Below are 21,581 nucleotides of genomic sequence, written 5' to 3'. Positions count from 1 at the left end.
GACAATACGTTGTGACGATGGCTGGTGAAACCAAGGCCAACGGCAGGATACGCATCGGGAGAAGCGCATGGAACAGGATCAGCGGCGGAACGCGGAACTGGCGCTGGACGAGGCGCGCCGGCGACGTGAACAGCAGCAAGGCCCGAAGCTGCCGCCGGAGCAGGGCGGACAGGACGGACCGGAGCCGACGCGCTACGGTGACTGGGAGAAGAACGGGCGCGTCACGGATTTTTAAGGAGACGCTGAAATTTATTCCCGCGTCTGCGCGCGAGCTTAATCTGGGCGCGCCTCTGGGCGCGCCGGATGGCGATACGATTTATTTACTGATCAATCAATAAAATTTTGTTGGGTTGTCCGGACTTGACGCCGGGCGCGTCTTTTAGGTGATGTTGCAGTGAAGCATTCTGCTTGCACGTGCCTGAACCGCGGGGTAGTTTAACGCCCCGTTACAGACCACCTGAGTGCCTCGGAGTCTGCCTTATGCACACCAAACAGCGGCCCCTTTCACCGCATCTTCAGGTCTATCGGCCCCAGCTTACATCCGCAATGTCGATCTGCCACCGGATCTCCGGCGTCGCCCTCTCCGTCGGAACGCTGCTACTTACTTACTGGTTAGTCGCAGCCGCGGCGGGGCCTGAAGCCTATGCCCGGGCGCAGAGCGTGCTGGGTGGCTTCTTCGGCTCGCTGATCCTGTTCGCCTTCACCGGGGCGCTGTTCTATCACCTGTGCAACGGCATCCGGCATTTGATGTGGGATGCCGGCTACGGCTTCAACATACCCACCGTCTATCGGTCCGGCTACGCAGTGATGATCGCGGCCGCCGTGCTTACCGTGCTGGTCTGGTTACTGGCCCTGCTCTTCGGAGGTTCCTGATGCGCTACCGCACACCGATCAAGGGTGCCCTCGGCCTGGGTTCGGCCAAGGATGGCGTTCACCACTGGTGGATGCAGCGCCTGACCGCCATTGCCATGGTGCCGCTGGTGCTGTGGTTCAGCTTCAGCCTAATCAGTTATGCCGGCGCCGACTACGAGGTGGTGCGTGCCTGGATCGGTTCACCGCTGGTGGCGGTGCTGCTGGTCGTGCTGATCGCAAGCGTCTTCTACCATGCCCAGCTTGGCCTGCAGGTGGTGATTGAGGACTACGTTCACCTGGAGTGGCTGCGCATCGCCTCCATCGTGCTGATGAAGTTCGCGACGGTGCTGCTGGCCCTGGCCGGCATCCTGGCCGTACTTCGCATTGCCCTCGGAGCCTGATTCCATGTCCGAATACGAGATCATCGACCACACCTACGACGTGGTAGTCGTCGGCGCCGGCGGTGCCGGCCTGCGGGCCACCTTCGGCATGGCCGAAAAGGGCCTGACCACGGCCTGCCTGACCAAGGTGTTCCCGACCCGCAGCCATACCGTGGCCGCCCAGGGCGGCGTCTCGGCGGCGCTCGGCAACATGGGCGAGGACGACTGGCGCTGGCATATGTACGACACGGTCAAGGGTTCCGACTGGCTCGGCGACCAGGATGCCATCGAATACATGTGTCGCGAGGCCATACCGGCGATCATCGAACTGGAACACTACGGTGTGCCGTTCTCCCGGACCGAGGCCGGCAAGATCTACCAGCGGCCGTTCGGCGGCATGACCACCCGCTACGGCGAAGGGCGTGCCCAGCGCACCTGCGCTGCGGCGGACCGCACCGGCCATGCCATCCTGCACACCCTGTATCAGCAGGCACTGAAGCATCAGGCCGAATTCTTCATCGAGTATTTCGCGCTGGACCTGATCATGGATCAGGACGGCAACTGCCGCGGCGTGATGGCGCTGAACATGATGGACGGCACCATTCACCGGTTCCGTGCGCACCAGACGGTGCTCGCCACCGGTGGCTATGGCCGCAGCTACTTCTCCTGCACCTCTGCCCATACCTGTACCGGCGACGGCAACGGCATGGTGCTGCGCGCCGGCCTGCCGCTGCAGGACATGGAGTTCGTGCAGTTCCACCCCACCGGCGTCTACGGCGCAGGCTGTCTGATCACCGAGGGTGTTCGCGGCGAGGGTGGCTATCTCACCAATGGCGATGGCGAGCGTTTCATGGAGCGCTATGCGCCGAACGCCAAGGATCTGGCCTCGCGTGACGTGGTCAGCCGCTCGATGACCATCGAGATAAACGAGGGCCGCGGTGTCGGCCCCGACAAAGACCACATCTTCCTGCACCTGGAACACCTCGGTGCCGACGTGATTAACGAGCGTCTGCCGGGCATCGCCGAGACGGCGCGCGTGTTCGCCGGTGTGGATGTCACCCGGGGGCCGATACCGGTCCTCCCCACGGTGCACTACAACATGGGTGGCATTCCGACCAACTACCGCGGCGAGGTGGTGACCCTGAAGGACGGCGATCCGGATGCGGTGGTGCCGGGCCTGATGGCGATCGGCGAGGCCGCCTGCGTCTCGGTGCACGGCGCCAACCGGCTCGGTTCGAACTCGCTGCTGGATCTGGTGGTGTTCGGCCGGGCCGCTGCCATTCGTGCCGCCGAACTCGTGGCCGAGGAGGGTGCAAACCACCGGCCGCTGCCGGACGATTCGGCGGAGCCGGCGCTGTCCCGCCTCGATCGCCTGCGCAACGCCAAGGGCGAGCGCCCGACCGCGGACATTCGTGGCGACATGCAGCGCACGATGCAGAACTACGCGGCGGTATTCCGCGACGGTGAGACCCTGGCGACCGGCTGCGAGAAGATGGCCGAGGTGTACGACAGCTATACGGATGTCGGCGTCTCGGATCGCGGCCTGATCTGGAACTCGGACCTGATCGAGACCCTGGAACTGGACAACCTGCTGGGTTGCGCCATGACCACCGTGCAATCGGCCCGCAATCGCGAGGAGAGCCGCGGCGCCCATGCGCGCGAGGACTTCACCGAGCGGGACGACGAGAACTGGATGAAGCACACCCTGTCCTGGATGGACGCCTCCGGCAAGGTCCGGCTGGATTATCGCCCGGTGCACATGACGACCCTGACCGACGAGGTCGACGTGTTCCCGCCCAAGGCCCGCGTGTACTGATTCCATCGAACGCCTCTGACCGCCGTTCGATACTTGTGACGAGGATGCTGCACCCATGGCACAGCTGAAATTACCCGCGAACTCCCGGATGACCGAGGGCAAGACCTGGCCCGCCAAGGGCGCCACGGGCGAGGTCCGCCGTTTCCGCGTCTACCGCTGGAATCCGGACGACGAGGCGAATCCGGTTGTCGACACCTACGAGCTCGACATGGACGAGTGCGGCCCGATGGTGCTCGACGCGCTGATCAAGATCAAAAACGAGATCGATCCGACGCTGACCTTCCGCCGCTCCTGCCGCGAGGGCATCTGCGGGTCCTGTGCGATGAACATCGATGGCACCAACACGCTGGCCTGCACCAAGGCCTGCAGCGACGTGGACGGTGACGTCAAGATCTATCCGCTGCCGCACATGCCGGTGGTCAAGGACCTGGTGCCAGACCTGACGCACTTCTACGCCCAGTACGCCTCGATCAAGCCCTGGATCCAGACGCAGACCCCGGCGCCGCCGGATCGCGAACGGCTGCAGAGCCCCGAGGACCAATCGAAGATCAACCAGCCCAGCGCCTGCATCCTGTGCGCCTGCTGCTCCACCTCCTGCCCCAGCTACTGGTGGAACGGCGACCGCTACCTGGGACCGGCGGTGCTGCTGCAGGCCTATCGCTGGATCGTCGACAGCCGTGACGAGGCCACCGGCGACCGGCTGGACGCGCTGGAGGATCCGTTCAAGCTGTATCGCTGCCATACGATCATGAACTGCACCAATACCTGCCCCAAGGGCCTGAATCCGGCAAAGGCCATCGCCGAGATCAAGAAGCTCATGGTGGCGCGGCGCTGAGGCAGCCGTGACGGAGCGGTCATCCGTGTCCAAGCTGCGCTGGCGTTGCCGGCGCGGCATGAAGGAACTCGATCTGCTGCTGGAACGCTTCCTCGAGCACGGCTACGCTGAATCGAGCGAGGTGGAGAAGGACGCCTTCGAGGCCTTGCTGGCTCGCCAGGACGACGAGCTCTGGGACTGGTTCTATCAGGGCAGGGAGCCCGATGACGCCGCACTCCAACGGCTGGTCCAGCGGATTCGCGACAACTTCGTACTTTGAACTCGGCCGCTCGGCTGTGCTGTGCCGGGGCGGCTTGGCTGCCGCCTTCCTGCTGATCGTCACCGCTGCAATCCTGATAGTCCAGCGCGACAACCTGCCTGCCGTGGCGCTGGCCGTCAGTGCGGCAATGCTGCTTGCCGGCGTCAGCCTGGCACCGCCGCGCTACAGCCTGCTGGCAAGCCGTGATTTCCGGGAATGGACGCTGGTCGAGCGCTGGCGGGGTGGGCTGGAGCAGCGCGCCCTGCGCACCTGCTATTGCGGCCGTTACCTGGTCAGTCTGCGACTGGGTCCTGCGGCGGGCCGCCGCTGGAGCCTGCCGGTGACGGTGCTGGTGCCAGCGGATGCGTTGCCGGCGGCACAGCATCGCAAGCTTCGTATCGGTCTGCTGCGGCTCGGATCCTGATCGCGTCCGGTCCGCGTCTCAGGGCTGCAGGACTGTCGGTGTCGGGCTCAGGCGGGTGTCCAGCGTCGGGTAATCCAGCGTGTAGTGCAGGCCCCGGCTCTCCCGCCGGTGACGGGCGCATTCGATGATCAGTTCGGCCACCGTGGCCAGGTTGCGCAGCTCGATCAGATCCGCATTGATGCGGAAGTTGCCGTAATACTCCCGGATTTCCGACTGCAGCAGGTCCACCCGATGACGGGCACGTTCCAGCCGTTTGTTGGTGCGCACGATGCCCACGTAATCCCACATGAACTGCCGCAACTCGTGCCAGTTATGACTGACCACCACCTGTTCATCTGAGTCCGTCACCCGGCTTTCGTCCCAGGGCGGGGGATCCGGTACCGGTGGCATTTCATCGATGCTGGCGGCGATGTCATCCGCCGCCGAGGTGCCGTAGACCAGGCATTCGAGCAGCGAGTTGCTGGCCAGCCGGTTGGCGCCGTGCAGTCCGGTGTAGGAGGCCTCGCCAATGGTGTAGAGACCCGGCAGGTCGGTCCGGCCGCGGCGGTCGACCACCACGCCGCCGCAGGTGTAATGCGCCGCCGGTACGACCGGGATCGGGTCGGTGGCCATGTCGATGCCGAATTCCCGGCAGCGGGCGTAGATGGTCGGGAAATGCTCTTCCAGAAAGGTCCGGTCGCGATGGCGCATGTCCAGATACATGCATTCGGCGCCGAGTCGCTTCATCTCATGGTCAATGGCGCGGGCCACGATGTCGCGGGGTGCGAGTTCGCCGCGCGCATCGAAATCGTGCATGAAGCGGGTGCCATCGGGCCGCAGCAGCAGCCCGCCCTCGCCACGCAGGGCCTCCGAGATCAGGAACGACTTGGCGCGCGGGTGATACAGGCAGGTGGGGTGGAACTGGTTGAATTCCATGTTCGCCACCCGGCAACCGGCACGCCAGGCCATTGCCACGCCATCGCCGGTGGCACCGTCCGGGTTGCTGGTGTAGAGATACACCTTGCTTGCACCGCCGGTGGCCAGGATCACGGCACGCGCCGCCATCGTGACCACCCGGTCCTGCTTTACATCAAGCACATAGGCGCCGTGACAATGCTGGGCATCACTGCCGACATGGCGGTTGGTGATCAGGTCCACGGCGGCGTGGTGTTCGAACACCTCGACATTCGCTTTCTGCCGCACCAGCCCTTCCAGCGTCGTCTCCACCGCGCGCCCCGTCGCATCCGCGGCGTGCACGATGCGCCGATGGCTATGCCCGCCTTCCTGGTGCAGGTGCAGCGAGGTGCTGCCGTCGGCATTGTCGGCGGTGGAGAAGGGAACACCCATGCCCAGCAGCCAGTGGATGCTGCCGGGCGCCTCTCGGATCACGAATTCAGCGGTTTTCGGATCGCAGAGGTCGGCGCCGGCGGTGAGGGTGTCGGCGACGTGGGAGTCCAGGCTGTCCTCCTCTTCAAGCACCGCGGAAATGCCACCCTGGGCGTACAGACTGGAGCCTTCGGACAGCGGTCCCTTCGACAGGACCGCGACCCGCAGGTGATCAGGCAGGCGCAGGGCCAGGGTCAGGCCGGCAGCGCCGCTGCCTATGATCAATACATCATGGGTGCTTCTCATTCAGTGCCTCATTCCCGGCGCAATCCGCGATTCAGCGGCCGCTTGGACAGCCGCAGAAACCCGATTGCGCGAATGGCGAAATCGACCGTCGGAAAACCTTTCAGGGGGTGATTCGAAGTGTCGGCAATTTCGGTGCGCAAGCGTTGGCCGATCGTGGTTTACCTTGCAGCAAAAGGCCCGTTTCAGCTACTCTCACATCGCGTTGCGCGCCTGTCGAGATCATTCCCGCACGCCAGCCGGCGTCGGTACCTCCGGCCTTCGGGAGCGGGCATTCAGAAGATGCTCCCGACATGGCTCGTTATCTAATCATAATCCGGATTAACGTGCGAACTATCCATGGTGACCCGTGTCTACACCGCAGCAGCGGATGCATGCGTACTTTTTAAGGATCGAGCTGAATGACCGGAGCGGAGACCGATCAGCAGCTCGTGAAACGCGTGCAGGCTGGGGACAAGGTGGCGTTCGACGTGCTGGTGCGCAAGTACCAGCACAAACTGGTGAAAATGATTACGCGCTACGTCAACGATCCCAGTGAGGCCCAGGATGTCGCTCAGGAGACATTCATCAAGGCCTATCGTGCCCTGCCGAAGTTTCGCGGGGACAGTAGCTTCTACACCTGGATCTATCGGATCGGTGCCAATACGGCGAAAAACTATCTGGTAGCTCAGGGCCGTCGCCCGCCGGGTTCGGATATCGATGCCCGGGATGCGGAGCAGTACGGTTTCGATTCGAGTCTCCGCGAAACGGACACGCCGGAAGGCATTGCGCAACGGGATGAGATCGAACAGACGGTGTTCGATGCGATCGAGAATCTTCCCGACGATTTGCGGACTGCCATCACGCTGCGTGAGCTCGATGGACTGAGTTACGAGGAAATCGCCCAGGCGATGGAGTGCCCGGTGGGGACGGTGCGTTCGCGCATCTTCCGGGCGAGGGAAGCGATCGATAACCGAATCCGGCCGCTGCTGGACAGCAAAAGATAAGACGATACAGGTGAGACGGGATGAACAAGCCTTACGAAGAGCAGATTTCGGCGCTTCTTGACGGAGAAGTTGCCGAGTCCGAAATGGACATGCTGATGAAGCGTGTCCGCGATGACCGGCAACTGGCGGACCGCGTTGGCCGTTACGCTATCATTCGCGACGCCATGCACCGCAACCTGCCGCCAAGCCCCGGTGACGGCATTGCCGACCGGGTGGCGGAGGCAATCGAACTGGAACCGGTGCTGCAGAGATCGGTGGTTGCCAGCGTGTCCAGGCGCTGGACGCATGCGGTCGGTGGCATGGCGGTGGCGGCCTCGGTTGCAATGCTGGCCATCGTCGTGTGGCCGACGCAGCAGACCGAGGTGGATACCGGGTCGCAGCCGGTGGCGCAGTCGGCTCCTGCGGGTCAGCCCGCCGCCTCCGGGTCGGTTGCCGGTGCGCAGACCGTAGCCACCGATGAGATTCGCTGGGATCGACTCGACCCTGACGTGCAGGCCCGCCTGAGCGGCTATGCCGTGTCCCGCGGCGATCAGCCGAGTAGCCGTCAGCTCGGCATCGTGCCGCGTCAGGTGCGTAGTCCCGGTGTGTCTGACTGACAATCCGCGGGGATGGCGCGGTACGACCGTCCGCACTATCCCGGTCCCGTCTCCCGCTTGCAGCCTGCTGCATTGCCCAGGCTGACCACGATCCATGTCTCCCGCACTTGTCACCCGTGAAGCCCAAGTCATCCGCGTCGACCGCGGTGCCGCAATCGTCGAGCTTATCGACTCTGCGGGCTGCGGCGGCTGCGAGGCGAAAGGCAGTTGTGGTGTCGGCCTGCTTGGCCGCGTCTTTCGCCGCAAGCCCACCCGGTTCACGATTTCCCTGTCGGAACCGTTGTCCGAGGGAGACCGCGTCACCCTCGGGCTGCATCCTGGTGCACTGATGTTTGCAGCCGTACTCGGCTTTGGGTTGCCGCTGGCCGGTCTGTTGCTGGGCAGCACGCTGGCTACCCTGCTTGTGCCGCAAATGTCGGATTTTGCGGCCCTGCTCGGCGGCCTGGCCGGTCTTGTGCTCGGTCTGGCCGTGGTGCGCTGGCGCTTCCACAGGAGCCGCAACGATCCGCGCTTCCAGCCGGTGCTGTTGGCGAGGAGCTGACCGGCGGCAGTGATTCCGCATCCATGGGGAACACCGACGCCGATTTCGTGGTCCGCCCTGATAGGCAAACGACGAGCAATGGTTGCACCGAATAGTGGTGCGCCGTGCGTTTCCCGAACAACGCGCAAGCCGTGCGCGCCCGACCGGATCCGTCACGGCGGGTCGAATTCTCCAGGAGAGAGGTTCCTCATGCAGCACGCTCCAAGACTGTCCGTTCTGCTTCTGCCCCTGGCCCTGCTGGCCTTCTTGCTGAGTCACGCGGCGGTTGCCGACGCGCGGGCGTTGCCTGAGTTCACCGAGCTGGTGCGGGAAAGCAGTCCCTCGGTGGTCAATATCAGCACCAGCAAGACGCACACCTCGAGTTCCAGCCGGCGCGGCCAGCCGCGGAATCCGTTCGAGGATTTCTTCGCCCCCGAGGAGGGTGAACCGGAAGAGGAGGGACCGCGTGCGCGTCCCTATGAGAGTGAGTCGCTGGGCTCCGGCGTGATCATCGAGGCGGATGGCTACATCGTTACCAACTACCATGTGGTGGAGGATGCGGCGGAGATCGTGGTGCGGCTCAGCGACCGCCGGCAGTTCGACGCCGAAGTCGTGGGCTATGACCGCGGCAGTGACCTGGCACTGTTGAAGATCGATGCCGAGGATCTGCCGGTGGCGCGGATCGGTGACTCCACGGATCTTGAGGTGGGTTCCTGGGTGCTGGCGATTGGCTCGCCGTTCGGCTTCGAGCATTCCGCGACGGCCGGCATCATCAGCGCCAAGCAGCGCAGCCTGCCGCGCGAGAACTACGTGCCGTTCCTGCAGACCGACGTCGCCATCAACCCGGGCAACAGCGGTGGACCGCTGTACAACCTGGACGGCGAGGTGGTGGGGATCAATTCCCATATCTACAGCCGCAGCGGCGGTTTCATGGGGCTGTCCTTTGCCATCCCGATCGAACTGGCCATGAATGTGGTCACCCAGCTCAAGGATGACGGCAAGGTCACGCGCGCCTGGCTGGGCGTGCTGGTGCAGGAAGTGGATCGCGAGCTGGCGGAATCCTTCGACATGGATCGCGCCTACGGCGCGCTGGTGGCCCGCGTGATCGGCGACGGTCCGGGTGACCGGGCCGGCCTCGAGGAAGGCGACATCATTGTGAGCTTCGACGGCCAGGAAATCCCCACCTCATCCGCCCTGCCGCCGATGGTGGGCCGGATGCCGGTGGACCATGAGGCCCGGGTTGAACTGATTCGGCAAGGTGAGCTGCAGGAAGTGACGGTCACTCTCGCTGCCTTGCCGGATCAGTCCACGCGGCAGCGTGGTCAGGCACCGCTGGAAGAAGAGCGTCCGGAAACTGCCGATGCCGATGATCGGCTGGGTATCACGGTGCGTGAGCTCACCGAAGAGGAGCGCGCCGAACTGGACCTCGAAGACGGGGTGCTGATCGAGGAACTGGCAGAGGGGCCGGCCAGCGATGCCAATCTTGCAGCCAATGACGTCATCACCATGCTGAACCAGAAGCGGGTGGATTCGCTGGAGACCTTCAACGAGATTGTCAGCGAGCTGCCCACCGGGCGTTCGGTGCCGATCCTTGTGCATCGGGACGGTGGCCCGCGGTTCTTCGCCCTGAGGCTGTCTGACGACGAATAGCCTCGGAAGCGGTACACTAGTGCTTTGATGTCAAGCGTGCCCCGGTGATCGGGGCACGCTTTCGTTTGTTACAGCATTTCTCCCGGAGGCCCATGAAGCACATTCGGAATTTCTCGATAATCGCGCATATCGATCACGGCAAATCCACGCTGGCGGATCGTCTGATCGAGCAGTGCGGTGCGCTGAGCGACCGGGAAATGGCCGCCCAGGTGCTGGACTCCATGGACCTGGAGCGCGAGCGCGGGATCACCATCAAGGCCCAGAGTGTTGCGCTCAAGTACAAGGCGCGGGACGGCGAAACCTATCAGTTCAACATCATCGACACGCCGGGACATGTGGATTTCAGCTACGAAGTCTCGCGCTCGCTGGCCGCCTGCGAGGGCGCGCTGCTGGTGGTCGATGCCTCCCAGGGTGTCGAGGCGCAGAGCGTGGCCAACTGCTACACGGCGGTGGATCAGGGGCTGGAGATCCTGCCGGTGTTGAACAAGATTGATCTGCCGTCGGCGGATCCCGAGCGGGTCAGCCAGCAGATCGAGGAGATCATCGGGCTGGACACCAGCGACATGCTGATGATCAGCGCCAAGACCGGGCAGGGGGTCGATGACCTGCTGGAGGCGCTGGTGCATCGCATCCCGGCGCCGGAAGGGGAACCCGATCAGCCGCTCAAGGCACTGATCATGGATTCCTGGTTCGACAACTACCTGGGCGTGATCTGCCTGGTGCGGATCTACGACGGGGCCCTGAAGAAGGGCGACAAGATGCAGGTCTGGTCCACCGGCCGCCAGTTCCAGGTGGACGAAGTCGGCATGTTCGGACCGAAGAAGACGCCGCTGGATGCCCTGCGCACCGGCGAGGTGGGCTATGTGGTGGCCGGCATCAAGGATATCGACGGTGCACCGGTGGGCGATACCCTGACCCATGTCGGCCGTGCCTGCGCCGAGCGCGTGCCCGGGTTCAAGGTGGTGCAGCCGCGCGTGTTCGCCGGCATGTTCCCGATCAGCTCCGAGGACTACGAGAACTTCCGCGATGCGCTGGGCAAGTTGCGCCTTAACGATGCCTCGTTGCAATACGAGCCGGAGAACTCGCAGGCTCTGGGCTTCGGCTTTCGCTGCGGGTTCCTCGGCATGCTGCACATGGAGATCGTGCAGGAGCGGCTGGAGCGCGAGTACAACCTGGACCTGATTACCACCGCACCGACCGTGGTCTACGAGGTGGTGACCACCGATGACGAGATACTTAACGTCTCCAATCCCTCGCTGCTGCCGCCGGCCAACCTGATCGAGGAGATCCGCGAGCCGATCATCCAGGCCAATATCCTGGTGCCGCAGGAATACGTCGGCAACGTGATCGCCTTGTGCGAGGAGAAGCGTGGCGAGCAGAAGGACATGCAGTTCGTCGGCCAGCAGATCGCGCTGACCTACGAGTTGCCGATGAGCGAGGTGGTGCTGGACTTCTTCGACCGCCTGAAATCGGCCAGCCGTGGCTTCGCCTCGTTCGATTACGAATTCAAGCGCTTCGAGGCCGGCAAGCTCGCCCGCCTGGACGTGCTGATCAACGGCGACAAGGTGGATGCGCTGGCGATCATCATCCATCGCGACGAGGCCCAGCGCCGCGGACGGGAACTCACCGATCGGCTGAAGGAAATCATTCCCCGGCAGATGTTCGAGGTCGCGATCCAGGCGGCCATCGGCAACCAGATCGTCGCCCGGTCAACGGTCAAGGCCATGCGCAAGAACGTCACCGCAAAGTGCTATGGTGGCGACATTTCGCGCAAGCGGAAGCTGCTGGAAAAGCAGAAGGCCGGCAAGAAGCGCATGAAGCAGGTGGGCCGCGTGGAAATTCCTCAGGAGGCGTTCCTGTCGGTGCTGCAGGTGGATTCCAAGAACGGCTAGATTTATTCGCACGCCTGCGCCCGGGACCGCTCTCGGTTTCGGCCACGAAGGCGCGCGGACGGTGCATGAATACGGAAGAAGAATGGCCAGGCGCGGCCCTGCCGGAGAACCCGTCCGGTAACCGCATCGGCATGGCTGGGGGCGTACGCGATGGTATTTGATTTCGAGACGATACTGGTCCTGGTGACCCTGCTGACCGGTATTACCGTTGCCTGGGCGGCGTTTCGGCGACGACGGGTAAAGGCCAGCGGCAGTTATCCGGACAAGGAAGGCTGGTGGATCGAGCTCTGCCGCTCACTGTTTCCGGTGATCCTGCTGGTGCTGATCATCCGTTCCTTTTTCGTCGAACCGTTCCGGATCCCGTCGGGTTCGATGATTCCAACCCTGCTTCCCGGCGACTTCATTCTGGTCAGCAAGTTTGCCTACGGCGTGCGATTGCCGATTACCAACCAGCGCCTGTTCGGCGACGGCCAGCCGGAGCGCGGTGACCTGGTGGTGTTCAAGTATCCCGAGAACCCAAGCCAGGATTACATCAAGCGGGTGGTGGGACTTCCCGGCGACCAGATTGCCTTCGAGGATCGGCGGTTGGTGGTCAACGGCGAGCCGGTGCCGGTGGAAGAGGCCGGCAGCTACACGACGCCCACCGACCGCGGTGCGGACATGTTCACGGAGCGGCTCGGGGATCTGGAGTACAATACGATTCACCAGTTGAGTTTCGGCCACCCGGATGGTGAATACGAGGTACCCGAAGGCCATTACTTCATGGTTGGCGACAATCGCGACCGCAGCGCCGACAGCCGTCGCTGGGGGCCGGTGTCGGAGGAATTGCTGGTCGGGCGGGCCTTCATGATCTGGATGAGCTGGGATACCAATAACAACACGGTGAACTGGAGTCGTATCGGTGATCGTATCCGCTGAAACACGCAAGCTTCCAGAGGGCCGTCAGCGCGGCCTGACCGTCATCAGCATGTTGTTGCTGCTTATCCTGATCGGCTTTGTCGGTCTGCTGATCATGCGCCTGGTGCCGGTTTACATGGAGTCGTTTGAAATCGGCGGTATTGTCAGCGGCCTGAACGACGACACCAGTCTGCACGGCGCAACCCATGCGCAGCTTCGGCAGGCCCTGAATCGCCGTTTCGACGTCAACAACATTCGCAGCATTGATCGTGACGACATCCAGTTCGAGCGGGAACGCGATGGCACCCGCGTGATTGTCGAATACGAGGCCCGGGTGCCGCTGGTCGGCAACCTGGATGGCGTCGCCAGTTTCCGCAAGGAAGTCCTGGTCCCGCAATGATCGATCCCGTCGACCGTCTGCTGGATCGGCTGGATTATCGCTTCACCAACCCGCAGTTGCTGGAGGAGGCCCTGACGCATCGCAGTGTCTCCGAATGCAACAACGAGCGTCTTGAATTCCTCGGCGACAGCATCCTCAACTTTGTCATCGCCTCCGAGTTGTTTTTCCTCAAGGACGACGCCTCCGAAGGCGCCCTGAGCCGCTTGCGCGCCAGCCTGGTGAACCGCGAGACGCTGGCGGAAATCGCCCGCGACCTGGATCTGGGGGAGTGCCTGCGGTTGGGTTCCGGCGAGAAGAAAAGCGGCGGCCGCCGGCGCGATTCGATCCTGTCGGATAGCGTCGAAAGCATCCTCGGCGCGGTCTATACCGACAGCGGCTATGATGCCTGCCGCGATCTGATCCTGCGTCTGTACCAGGATCGTCTGGCCTCGCTGCCCGAGGCGCAGGATCTGAAGGATCCGAAAACCCGGTTGCAGGAGTATCTCCAGTCCAGCCGGCAGAATCTGCCAAGCTACGAGGTGGTGGAGGTGTCAGGCAAGGCGCATCAGCAGGTCTTTGAGGTGGAATGCCGTATTGAAGGGGTCGAGGCGGTGACCCGCGGCGAAGCCGGCAACCGCCGGCGGGCGGAACAGGCGGCCGCGAAGGCCATGCTGGACAACCTGTTGGCGGGAGAAGCCGAGCAATGAGCACGCAAGCCGAACAGTCCCTTCGGACCGGCTATGTGGCCCTGGTCGGGCGGCCCAATGTGGGCAAGTCGACCCTGCTGAACCGTCTGCTGGGCATGAAGATCAGCATTGTCTCGCGTAAACCGCAGACTACCCGGCACCGGATTCTCGGCATTACCACCAGCGAACAGGCGCAGATCGTCTGGGTGGATACGCCGGGCCTGCACCGCAAGCAGCATCGTGCGCTGAACCGCTCGATGAACCGCACCGCTGTTGCCGCGCTGCGCGACGTGGATCTGGTGCTGTTCGTGGTCGAGGCGCTGCAGTGGACCGACGATGACGCGCTGGTGCTGGAGAAGGTGCAGCAATGCGGTCTGCCCTGCATCCTGGTGGTGAACAAGGAAGATCTGGTCACGCCGCGCGAGAAGCTGTTGCCCTATCTGCAAAGCATGGCCCAGCGCCATGCCTTCGAGGAAATCATCCCGCTGTCGGCCCGCCAGGGCGGTCAGGTGCAGGCACTGGAAAAGCTGGTGGCCGAGCGCCTGCCTGAAACCGAGATGTTCCTGTTCCCGGAGGAGCAGGTTACGGATCGCAGTGAACGCTTCCTGGTGGCCGAGCTTATCCGCGAGCAGGTGATGCGCGCACTGGGCCAGGAGGTGCCGTACTCGACGGCGATCGAGATCGAGCAGTTCAAGCAGGAGGGCAAGCTGACCCGCATCCATGCCGCAATCCTGGTTGAACGCCCCGGTCAGAAGGCGATCATGATCGGCAAGGGCGGCAATCAGCTCAAGCGGATCGGCACCGCCGCGCGCAAGGAAATCGAGCAGTTGCTCGACGGCAAGGTGTTCCTGGAACTCTGGGTCAAGGTACGCGAGGGCTGGGCCGACGATGAACGCGCCATGCAGAGCCTCGGCTACGAGGAATCCTGAGCAGGGCCGGCGGGGTTCCCGATCATGACTGCCGCCGCTACCGAGCTGGTGCCGGCCTATGTGCTGCACCGGTACCCGTACCGCGACACCAGCCTGATCGTCGAACTGCTGAGCCTCAGCCAGGGCCGCCTGGGTGTCGTGGCCCGTGGAGCCCGCTCCCCCAAATCACTCTGGCGCGGATTGCTGGAGCCGTTTCAGCCGGTACTGGTCGGCTGGCGGGGCCGCGGCGACCTGCTGACCCTGACCGGGCTGGAACCCGCCGGCAAGGCGGTCAGCCTGCCCGGGGTGCGCCTGGCCAGCGCCTTTTATTGCAGCGAACTGGTGCTGCGATTGACCCGGCGCCACGATCCGGTGCCAGCCGTGTTTTCGGCCTTCTCGACGGTGCTGGACCAGTTGGCCGGTGACGGCCCGGAATGGTCGGCACTGCGTCTGTTCGAGAAACGCCTGCTGGAGGCCAGCGGCTATGGCGTACAACTGGAGTTCACCGCCGACGACGTATCGCCGATCCGTGCCGAGCAGGACTACCGCTACCTGGACGACGCCGGCCCAATGCCATCCGGTACCGCGCCGGGCCCGGGCGTCACCATCAGCGGCCGCGCCCTGCGCGCCCTGGCCGCCGAACAACTGGACGACGAGCGCCTGAATCCCGAACTGCAACGCCTGCTGGGCCAATTGCTCAAGCCCCACCTCGGCGACAAGCCTTTGGAGAGTCGGGGGATGTACAAAGCCCTCAGCCGCTCGCGCGGCTGAGACGTTTTACGTTTTATGTTTTAGGTTTAACGATGAAATCGCACGTAAAACTTAAAACCTGAAACGTAAAACCAACAAAAGAGGTTTGATGATGACCACCGCCAACGAATCCGTGCTCCTCGGTGTGAATATCGACCATGTGGCGACCCTGCGTCAGGCGCGGGGGACGCGTTATCCGGAGGTGGTGCAGGCCGCGTTGGTGGCGGAGCAGGCCGGTGCCGATGGCATCACGATTCATCTGCGGGAGGACCGGCGGCATATCCAGGATCGGGATGTGATGCTGCTGTCGGATACGCTGCAGACGCGCATGAACCTGGAGATGGCGGTCACCGACGAGATGCTGCTGCTGGCGGAGACCGTGCAGCCGGAATGCTGCTGTCTGGTGCCGGAGCGGCGGGAAGAACTGACCACCGAGGGTGGGCTCGACGTGGCGGCGGAACCGGTGCGCATCAGCGAGGCCTGTCAGCGTCTGGCCGAGGCCGGGGTGGTGGTCTCATTGTTCGTTGACCCTGATCCGGCGCAGCTTGAGGCGGCCAGCGAGGCTGGTGCGCCGTTTGTCGAGATCCACACGGGTGCCTATGCCGATGCGCCCAACGAGGCTCTGGCGGCCACCGAATTGCGGCGAATCGCCGCGGCCGTGGAATACGGCCTGGATCTGGGGCTGGGCATCAATGCCGGGCACGGCCTGCACTACCACAACGTGCAGGCGATAGCCGCATTGCCGGGCATGAACGAGCTGAATATCGGGCACGCGATCATTGCCCGCGCACTGTTCAGCGGCCTGCACCAGGCCGTGGCCGACATGAAGGCGCTGATCCGGGACGCGCGTCTGTGAGTATTCGCGGGGTTGGTACCGATCTGGTGGCCATTGCACGGATCGCGGAGGTCCTGGAGCGGCACCCGCAGCGCTTTCCCGCCCGTGTGCTGACCGAGGCCGAACAGGCCGTCTGGCGGCAACGCAATCGGTCCATCGGCTGGCTGGCACGCCGTTTCGCGGCCAAGGAGGCGGTGGCGAAGGCGCTGGGAACAGGCATTGGTGCCGCGGTGGGGTTCCAGGATCTGGAAATCGGTAACGATGCGGCCGGCGCGCCGCAGGTGCATCTGCAAGGCGGGGCGGCAGAGCGCGCCCGTGCGCTGGGTGGCGAAATCGTGCATCTCAGTCTGAGCGATGAACGCCGCTACGCAGTGGCCTTCGCAGTCCTAGAAAGCTAATGAACAAATCAGTGGGTCCCGGCTGAACCACTGCGTTTCCCGGTAGCGCGACTGATACAATCCCGCCATGAACTATCCAACGGTTGAAGATTTCGTCGGCGGTACGCCGCTGGTGCGCTTGCAGCGCCTGGCCGGCAAGACCAGCAACACCATCCTGCTGAAGCTGGAAGGCAACAACCCGGCGGGCTCGGTCAAGGATCGGCCGGCCATGAACATGATCCGCAGCGCCGAGGAGCGGGGCGAGATCAAGCCGGGTGACACCCTGATCGAGGCGACCAGCGGCAACACCGGCATCGCCCTGGCCATGGCCGCGGCAATCCGCGGTTACCGCATGGTGCTGATCATGCCCGAGAACATGACCCAGGAGCGTCGGGCCTCGATGCGCGCTTACGGTGCCGAACTGGTGCTGGTTTCGCGGGACGAGGGCATGGAGGGCGCACGTGACCTGGCCCAGCGGATGCAGGCCGAGGGCAGGGGCCGGGTGCTGGACCAGTTCGCCAATGACGACAACTGGATGGCGCACTACAAGACCACCGGCCCGGAAATCTGGCGCGACACCGGCGGGCGGACCACCCATTTCGTTTCCTCGATGGGGACCACCGGCACCATCATGGGCTGCTCGCGCTACTTCAAGGAACAGGATCCCGCGCCGCAGATCATCGGCGTGCAGCCCGAGGACGGCTCGCAGATTCCCGGCATTCGCCGCTGGCCACAGGCCTATCTGCCGAAGATTTATCAGGCCGAGCGGGTGGATCGCATCATCGACGTGAATCAGCAGGATGCCGAGGACATGACCCGGCGGCTGGCGGCCGAGGAGGGCATCATGGCCGGTGTCTCGTCCGGTGGTACGCTCTGCGCCGCGCTGCGTCTCTCTGCCGAGGTGGAGTATGCAACCATCGTTTCGATTGTCTGCGACCGCGGGGATCGCTACCTGTCCAGCGGGGTGTTTCCGGACTGATGAGCGTCTTCGTATTCGACATCGAGACCATTCCCGACATCGAGGGTGGCCGCCGGCTGCTGGGCCTGGACGGGCTGGACGACGAGGCCGTGGTCGAGGCCATGCAGGCGGTGCGCCGACAGCAGACCGGGGGGTCCGACTTCCAGCGCCTGCACCTGCACCGGATCGTGGTTGTTTCCATTGCCATGCGCACCGCCGATCGCTTCCGGGTCTGGTCGCTGGGCGAGGCGGATGGCTGCGAGGCGGAGATCCTACAGCGCTTCTTCGACGGCATCGAACGCTACAGCCCGACCCTGGTGTCCTGGAACGGCGGCGGCTTCGACCTGCCGGTGCTGCATTACCGGGCCATGCTGCATGGCGTGACCGCGCCGCGTTACTGGGAGACTGGCGCCTCGGAGCAGACCTTCCGCTGGAACAACTATCTGAACCGTTTCCATGAGCGGCACACCGACCTGATGGATGTGCTTGCCGGTTACCAGCCGCGCGCCAACTGCGCACTGGACGAGCTGGCAACCCTGTGCGGCCTGCCGGGCAAGATGGGCATGGCAGGCGACCAGGTCTGGCCGGCGATCCGCGACGGCAAGTTCGACGCCGTGCGTGATTACTGCGAGACCGATGTACTCAACACCTACCTGCTGTACCTCCGCTTCCAGCGGATGCGCGGTCATCTGGAGCCAGAGGCCTACCGGCAGGAATGTGCGCTGGTTCGCGAGACCCTGGCGGAACAGGATCAGGCCCATCTGAACGCCTTCCTTGAGGCCTGGCAGCCGGACGCGCTGGAAGCCGCGGAGGATCGCTGAGGTGGGAAAATCCCGTCGTTCCCGAGTGCCGAAGGAGCCGGTGCAGGCCGAGATCCGTGACCTGAGTCACGAGGGCCGCGGCATCACCGAGGTGGACGGCAAGACCGTGTTTGTCGCCGGCGCACTGCCGGATGAAACGGTAACGTTCCTCTACCGCAAGCGGCACCGGCGCTATGACGATGCCGCCGTGCAACAAATTGACCAGCCGTCCGCCAGGCGGATCGAGCCTCGCTGTCCGCACTTCGGCGTCTGCGGCGGTTGCAGTCTGCAGATGCTGTCTTCCGACGACCAGATCGCATTCAAGCAGGACGTGTTGCTTGAGCAGTTTCAGCGCTTCGGCAAGGTTATCCCCGAGACCGTACTGCCGCCGCTGCGTTCAACGCCCTGGGGTTATCGCCGCAAGGCCCGCCTCGGGGTCAAGAACGTGCCGGCCAAGGGTCGGGTGCTGGTCGGCTTTCGCGAGCGATTCAGCCCCTTCGTCGCCGACATGCGGGAATGCCATGTGCTGAATCCGCAGGTCGGGTTCCTGCTGGAGGATCTGAGCGCCCTGATCGGCGCTCTGTCCCGTCCGGATCGTGTGCCGCAGATCGAGGTCTCGATCGGCGACAATGCCGTGGCCCTGGTGTTTCGCAATCTGGAGCCCTGGAGCGAATCGGACATCGCTGCACTGGCCACGTTTGCGCAGCAGCATGACATCCAGGTCTGGGGCCAGCCCGGCAACGAATCCACGGTGCATCCGATCTGGCCGGAACAGCCGGCGCTGTACTACAGCCCCGGAGACAGCGGCATCCGGCTGGACTTCCTGCCCACCGATTTCACCCAGGTCAACGCGGATCTGAACGGCCGCATGCTGGAGCTTGCGCTGGACCTGCTGGCACCTCAGCCGACCGAACGGTTCCTGGACTTGTTCTGCGGGCTCGGCAATTTCACGTTGCCACTGGCCCGGCGTTGCGACCATGTGGTCGGTGTCGAGGGTGCCGCCTCGCTGGTTGAGAGGGCGCGCCAGAACGCGCAGGCCAACGGCATTAGTAATGCCGAGTTCCATGCCGCGGATCTGGCCGCGGAGGGCGTTGACCAGTTGCCCTGGCTGCGCCAGCCCTTCGACGGCATCCTGCTGGATCCGCCCCGCTCCGGTGCCGCCGAGGTGCTGCCGGCCCTGGCCGCTCTTGGCGCGCCGCGGATCGTCTATGTGTCCTGCAATCCGGCAACCCTGGCCCGCGATGCCGGCACCCTGGTCCACGACCACGGCTATACCTTGCGCAAGGCCGGCGTCATGGACATGTTCCCGCATACGGCGCATGTTGAAAGTATCGCGCTTTTCGAGCGCAAGGCGTTTAAAGTGTAACGTTTAATGTGTTACGTAAAAGACGAACTCTAAACGTAAAACATAAAACTTAAAACGGTAGTTTATATGTCCAATCAGGTCGAGATCCTGAACCGTGAAACCTGCTTCCAGGGGTTTTTCCGGGTTGATCGCTACACCATCCGGCATGGCCTGTTCGAGGGTGGACTGAGCCAGCCGATTACCCGGGAAGTCTTCGAGCGGGGGCATTCGGTGGCGGTGTTGCCCTACGATGCCGAGCGGGACGAGGTGGTGCTGGTGGAGCAGTTCCGGGCCGGGGCGCTGGATGCGCCCAGTGGTCCCTGGCTGATGGAAATTGTGGCCGGGATGATCGACCAGGGACATACGCCCGAAGAGATCGCGCACCAGGAGTTGCGGGAGGAGGCCGATCTCACCGCCAGCGAACTGGAGTACATCTGCGAATACCTGGTCAGTCCCGGCGGTACATCGGAGCGGGTCCGGTTGTACTGTGCCCGGGTTGACGTGGAGGGTGCGGGCGGTATCCACGGTCGCAACGACGAAGGCGAGGATATCCGGGTCCACGTGGTCTCGTTCGACGAGGCGTGGGACATGCTGCAAAACGGGGTCATCAATAACGCGATGGGTATCATCGGGTTGCAGTGGCTCGCCCTGAACCGGGACCGCCTGCGTGATCTCTGGACCGCCTGAGCCGGAGCCGTCAGCGGATTCCACGGTCACGCTGCCGATCATCGGCATCGTCCGCTCCTGCTTCAATGACCGCTTCGGCATCCCCCGGCAGCCGGGTTTGGCGCCGCATGCCACCGCCGAGTTGCACTTTCGGTCACCCTACGATGTTGCCGAATCCCTGATCGGCCTGGATACCTGCAGCCACATCTGGGTGCAGTTCCTGTTCCACGGAACGCGCCACCGCGGCTGGCGTCCGACCGTGCGTCCGCCACGGCTCGGCGGCAATCGGCGGGTCGGCGTGTTCGCCTCGCGCTCGCCGTACCGGCCGGCTCCGGTCGGGCTCTCGGTGGTGGCGCTGGATGGCGTGGAGGTCGGGTCGCGGGGTCCTGTGCTGCGGCTGCGCAACCATGATCTGGCGGATGGCACGCCGGTGCTCGACATCAAGCCCTATCTGCCCTGGAGCGACAGTCTGCCGGATGCGCTGCCGCCGCAGGGTTTCGATGCCAGTCCTGCGCCACGGCTGAAGGTGGCATTCAACGAGGAATCGCGGGCGGTCTGCGAACGGGCAGCGGGGCAGGGCCTGCGGCTACGCGAACTGATCGAGGAGGTGCTGCGCCAGGATCCCCGCCCGGCCTACCGCCAGCGGCAGGCCGGGCATGTCCATGGCATGTGCCTGCACGGCTTCAACGTCCGCTGGCAGGTTCAGGATGGCTGCGCCGAGGTGGTCAGCGTCCAGGCTCAGGAATTCCGCCGCTCGATATAAACCAGCATGATGCCGGACTCGGCCAGTGCCGTTTCGAGTCGGTTGCGATCCAGCGTGCCGCGGACGCGGATGATCACGCGGTCACGATCGGTGTCGACGCCGCGTACGTCGATACCGCCAAGGGCATCCACCGGGCGCAGCGCGCTCCAGCTGCGGCCGCCGGACGGCAGGTTGCGGACCTGCAGCTCGAAGTACACCGGTTCGCCACGGGCAGCCGCGGCGGCCGCTTCCGGCGGATCGGCAACGCCGGTATCGATTTCGTCGTCGTCCTCGACCAGATCCTCCGCCAATGCATGGCTGGGTGCGAAAGCCAGCAAACCAATGGTGAGCAATCCAAGCAGCAATTGTTTTTTCACCGTACTCCTCCCGTTATTGTTACGCCGTGAACAGAGTGCGTCGGGCGCGTATCCGGCCGGCGTC

Annotated in this window: 26 protein-coding genes; 24 read left to right on the top strand and 2 right to left on the bottom strand. The window is 64.0% G+C overall.

The window, feature by feature from the left end; genetic code table 11:
• Positions 1-67 precede the first annotated feature (67 nt).
• From M0534_RS00220 to M0534_RS00190, 7 genes are all read left to right on the top strand, one after another.
• Complete coding sequence (locus M0534_RS00220) at positions 68-235, top strand: DUF1674 domain-containing protein (protein WP_248566396.1); 168 nt, start codon at positions 68-70, stop codon at positions 233-235.
• A 245-nt stretch (positions 236-480) separates the two neighbouring features.
• A complete protein-coding gene (gene sdhC, locus M0534_RS00215) occupies positions 481-873 on the top strand; it encodes a succinate dehydrogenase, cytochrome b556 subunit (RefSeq protein ID WP_248566395.1) in 393 nt (130 codons plus the stop codon).
• Positions 873-1,253, top strand: a complete 381-nt coding sequence (sdhD, locus tag M0534_RS00210) for a succinate dehydrogenase, hydrophobic membrane anchor protein (protein WP_248566394.1) — start codon at positions 873-875, stop codon at positions 1,251-1,253. The genes sdhC and sdhD overlap by 1 nt, the downstream gene beginning before the upstream one ends.
• 4 nt (positions 1,254-1,257) lie before the next feature.
• Positions 1,258-3,048, top strand: a complete 1,791-nt coding sequence (gene sdhA / locus M0534_RS00205) for a succinate dehydrogenase flavoprotein subunit (RefSeq protein WP_248566393.1) — start codon at positions 1,258-1,260, stop codon at positions 3,046-3,048.
• A 55-nt stretch (positions 3,049-3,103) separates the two neighbouring features.
• Positions 3,104-3,883: a succinate dehydrogenase iron-sulfur subunit gene (locus M0534_RS00200; protein WP_248566392.1), complete on the top strand. Its 780-nt coding sequence runs from the start codon at positions 3,104-3,106 to the stop codon at positions 3,881-3,883.
• Between the two features lie 25 nt (positions 3,884-3,908).
• The gene (locus M0534_RS00195; protein ID WP_248566391.1) at positions 3,909-4,142 is read left to right on the top strand and encodes an FAD assembly factor SdhE; all 234 of its coding nucleotides are present in this window, start codon (positions 3,909-3,911) and stop codon (positions 4,140-4,142) included.
• 34 nt (positions 4,143-4,176) lie between these two features.
• Positions 4,177-4,545 carry a hypothetical protein gene (locus M0534_RS00190; RefSeq protein ID WP_248566390.1) on the top strand — a complete coding sequence of 123 codons (369 nt, stop codon included), beginning with the start codon at positions 4,177-4,179 and terminating at the stop codon, positions 4,543-4,545.
• 18 nt (positions 4,546-4,563) lie between these two features.
• Here M0534_RS00190 and nadB read toward each other — a convergent pair whose 3' ends face one another.
• Positions 4,564-6,156: an L-aspartate oxidase gene (nadB, locus tag M0534_RS00185; protein WP_248566389.1), complete on the bottom strand. Its 1,593-nt coding sequence runs from the start codon at positions 6,154-6,156 to the stop codon at positions 4,564-4,566.
• Between the two features lie 398 nt (positions 6,157-6,554).
• Here nadB and rpoE point away from each other — a divergent pair, with 398 nt between their 5' ends.
• The 17 genes from rpoE to tsaA all read left to right on the top strand — a co-directional run bounded on the left by rpoE (position 6,555) and on the right by tsaA (position 21,161).
• The gene (gene rpoE / locus M0534_RS00180) at positions 6,555-7,139 is read left to right on the top strand and encodes an RNA polymerase sigma factor RpoE (protein ID WP_248566388.1); all 585 of its coding nucleotides are present in this window, start codon (positions 6,555-6,557) and stop codon (positions 7,137-7,139) included.
• Positions 7,140-7,159: 20 nt separating this feature from the next.
• Complete coding sequence (locus M0534_RS00175; protein ID WP_248566387.1) at positions 7,160-7,735, top strand: sigma-E factor negative regulatory protein; 576 nt, start codon at positions 7,160-7,162, stop codon at positions 7,733-7,735.
• Positions 7,736-7,829: 94 nt separating this feature from the next.
• Positions 7,830-8,276, top strand: coding sequence for a SoxR reducing system RseC family protein (locus tag M0534_RS00170; RefSeq protein ID WP_248566386.1), 447 nt, complete (start codon positions 7,830-7,832; stop codon positions 8,274-8,276).
• Positions 8,277-8,465: 189 nt separating this feature from the next.
• Positions 8,466-9,905 (top strand): Do family serine endopeptidase, encoded by a 1,440-nt coding sequence (locus tag M0534_RS00165; RefSeq protein WP_248566385.1) that lies wholly within the window; start codon positions 8,466-8,468, stop codon positions 9,903-9,905.
• A 92-nt stretch (positions 9,906-9,997) separates the two neighbouring features.
• Positions 9,998-11,797: a translation elongation factor 4 gene (lepA, locus tag M0534_RS00160; RefSeq protein WP_248566384.1), complete on the top strand. Its 1,800-nt coding sequence runs from the start codon at positions 9,998-10,000 to the stop codon at positions 11,795-11,797.
• Positions 11,798-11,947: 150 nt separating this feature from the next.
• Positions 11,948-12,715, top strand: coding sequence for a signal peptidase I (gene lepB, locus M0534_RS00155; RefSeq protein WP_248566383.1), 768 nt, complete (start codon positions 11,948-11,950; stop codon positions 12,713-12,715).
• The gene (locus tag M0534_RS00150; RefSeq protein WP_248566382.1) at positions 12,699-13,094 is read left to right on the top strand and encodes a DUF4845 domain-containing protein; all 396 of its coding nucleotides are present in this window, start codon (positions 12,699-12,701) and stop codon (positions 13,092-13,094) included. The genes lepB and M0534_RS00150 overlap by 17 nt, the downstream gene beginning before the upstream one ends.
• On the top strand, positions 13,091-13,780 hold the full coding sequence (gene rnc / locus M0534_RS00145; RefSeq protein ID WP_248566381.1) for a ribonuclease III: 690 nt from the start codon (positions 13,091-13,093) through the stop codon (positions 13,778-13,780). Before M0534_RS00150 ends, rnc begins: the two co-directional genes overlap by 4 nt.
• Positions 13,777-14,688 (top strand): GTPase Era, encoded by a 912-nt coding sequence (gene era, locus M0534_RS00140; RefSeq protein ID WP_248566380.1) that lies wholly within the window; start codon positions 13,777-13,779, stop codon positions 14,686-14,688. Before rnc ends, era begins: the two co-directional genes overlap by 4 nt.
• Positions 14,689-14,712: 24 nt before the next feature.
• Positions 14,713-15,438 (top strand): DNA repair protein RecO, encoded by a 726-nt coding sequence (recO, locus tag M0534_RS00135; protein WP_248566379.1) that lies wholly within the window; start codon positions 14,713-14,715, stop codon positions 15,436-15,438.
• Positions 15,439-15,526: 88 nt separating this feature from the next.
• On the top strand, positions 15,527-16,273 hold the full coding sequence (gene pdxJ / locus M0534_RS00130; protein WP_248566378.1) for a pyridoxine 5'-phosphate synthase: 747 nt from the start codon (positions 15,527-15,529) through the stop codon (positions 16,271-16,273).
• Positions 16,270-16,650, top strand: a complete 381-nt coding sequence (acpS, locus tag M0534_RS00125; RefSeq protein WP_248566377.1) for a holo-ACP synthase — start codon at positions 16,270-16,272, stop codon at positions 16,648-16,650. Before pdxJ ends, acpS begins: the two co-directional genes overlap by 4 nt.
• Before the next feature lie 67 nt (positions 16,651-16,717).
• The gene (gene cysM, locus M0534_RS00120) at positions 16,718-17,608 is read left to right on the top strand and encodes a cysteine synthase CysM (protein WP_248566376.1); all 891 of its coding nucleotides are present in this window, start codon (positions 16,718-16,720) and stop codon (positions 17,606-17,608) included.
• Positions 17,608-18,408 carry a 3'-5' exonuclease gene (locus tag M0534_RS00115; protein ID WP_248566375.1) on the top strand — a complete coding sequence of 267 codons (801 nt, stop codon included), beginning with the start codon at positions 17,608-17,610 and terminating at the stop codon, positions 18,406-18,408. The genes cysM and M0534_RS00115 overlap by 1 nt, the downstream gene beginning before the upstream one ends.
• A 1-nt stretch (position 18,409) precedes the next feature.
• Entirely contained in the window at positions 18,410-19,753 is a 1,344-nt protein-coding gene (gene rlmD, locus M0534_RS00110; RefSeq protein WP_248566374.1) for a 23S rRNA (uracil(1939)-C(5))-methyltransferase RlmD, read from the top strand.
• A gap of 66 nt (positions 19,754-19,819) precedes the next feature.
• Positions 19,820-20,419, top strand: a complete 600-nt coding sequence (locus M0534_RS00105; RefSeq protein ID WP_248566373.1) for an NUDIX domain-containing protein — start codon at positions 19,820-19,822, stop codon at positions 20,417-20,419.
• Positions 20,400-21,161, top strand: coding sequence for a tRNA (N6-threonylcarbamoyladenosine(37)-N6)-methyltransferase TrmO (gene tsaA, locus M0534_RS00100; RefSeq protein ID WP_248566372.1), 762 nt, complete (start codon positions 20,400-20,402; stop codon positions 21,159-21,161). Before M0534_RS00105 ends, tsaA begins: the two co-directional genes overlap by 20 nt.
• Here the strand turns inward: tsaA and M0534_RS00095 are convergent.
• Positions 21,137-21,517: a hypothetical protein gene (locus M0534_RS00095; RefSeq protein ID WP_248566371.1), complete on the bottom strand. Its 381-nt coding sequence runs from the start codon at positions 21,515-21,517 to the stop codon at positions 21,137-21,139. The genes tsaA and M0534_RS00095 overlap by 25 nt on opposite strands.
• Positions 21,518-21,581 lie beyond the last annotated feature (64 nt).

The sequence above is a fragment of the Methylonatrum kenyense genome (assembly GCF_023195885.1).
GTDB classification, from domain to species: Bacteria; Pseudomonadota; Gammaproteobacteria; order Nitrococcales; family Aquisalimonadaceae; genus Methylonatrum; species Methylonatrum kenyense.
The sequence above is the reverse complement of the archived record's forward strand: the minus strand, read 5'-3'. Positions and strand labels throughout refer to the sequence as shown.

Excerpts from the sequence above, each read along its gene's own strand:
- M0534_RS00220 (WP_248566396.1), top strand. The coding sequence starts at position 68 with ATGGAACAGGATCAGCGGCGGAACGCGGAACTGGCGCTGGACGAGGCG.
- sdhC (WP_248566395.1), top strand. The coding sequence starts at position 481 with ATGCACACCAAACAGCGGCCCCTTTCACCGCATCTTCAGGTCTATCGG.
- sdhD (WP_248566394.1), top strand. The coding sequence starts at position 873 with ATGCGCTACCGCACACCGATCAAGGGTGCCCTCGGCCTGGGTTCGGCC.
- sdhA (WP_248566393.1), top strand. The coding sequence starts at position 1,258 with ATGTCCGAATACGAGATCATCGACCACACCTACGACGTGGTAGTCGTC.
- M0534_RS00200 (WP_248566392.1), top strand. The coding sequence starts at position 3,104 with ATGGCACAGCTGAAATTACCCGCGAACTCCCGGATGACCGAGGGCAAG.
- nadB (WP_248566389.1), bottom strand. The coding sequence starts at position 6,156 with ATGAGAAGCACCCATGATGTATTGATCATAGGCAGCGGCGCTGCCGGC.
- rpoE (WP_248566388.1), top strand. The coding sequence starts at position 6,555 with ATGACCGGAGCGGAGACCGATCAGCAGCTCGTGAAACGCGTGCAGGCT.
- M0534_RS00175 (WP_248566387.1), top strand. The coding sequence starts at position 7,160 with ATGAACAAGCCTTACGAAGAGCAGATTTCGGCGCTTCTTGACGGAGAA.
- M0534_RS00170 (WP_248566386.1), top strand. The coding sequence starts at position 7,830 with ATGTCTCCCGCACTTGTCACCCGTGAAGCCCAAGTCATCCGCGTCGAC.
- M0534_RS00165 (WP_248566385.1), top strand. The coding sequence starts at position 8,466 with ATGCAGCACGCTCCAAGACTGTCCGTTCTGCTTCTGCCCCTGGCCCTG.
- lepA (WP_248566384.1), top strand. The coding sequence starts at position 9,998 with ATGAAGCACATTCGGAATTTCTCGATAATCGCGCATATCGATCACGGC.
- lepB (WP_248566383.1), top strand. The coding sequence starts at position 11,948 with ATGGTATTTGATTTCGAGACGATACTGGTCCTGGTGACCCTGCTGACC.
- rnc (WP_248566381.1), top strand. The coding sequence starts at position 13,091 with ATGATCGATCCCGTCGACCGTCTGCTGGATCGGCTGGATTATCGCTTC.
- era (WP_248566380.1), top strand. The coding sequence starts at position 13,777 with ATGAGCACGCAAGCCGAACAGTCCCTTCGGACCGGCTATGTGGCCCTG.
- recO (WP_248566379.1), top strand. The coding sequence starts at position 14,713 with ATGACTGCCGCCGCTACCGAGCTGGTGCCGGCCTATGTGCTGCACCGG.
- pdxJ (WP_248566378.1), top strand. The coding sequence starts at position 15,527 with ATGATGACCACCGCCAACGAATCCGTGCTCCTCGGTGTGAATATCGAC.
- cysM (WP_248566376.1), top strand. The coding sequence starts at position 16,718 with ATGAACTATCCAACGGTTGAAGATTTCGTCGGCGGTACGCCGCTGGTG.
- M0534_RS00115 (WP_248566375.1), top strand. The coding sequence starts at position 17,608 with ATGAGCGTCTTCGTATTCGACATCGAGACCATTCCCGACATCGAGGGT.
- M0534_RS00105 (WP_248566373.1), top strand. The coding sequence starts at position 19,820 with ATGTCCAATCAGGTCGAGATCCTGAACCGTGAAACCTGCTTCCAGGGG.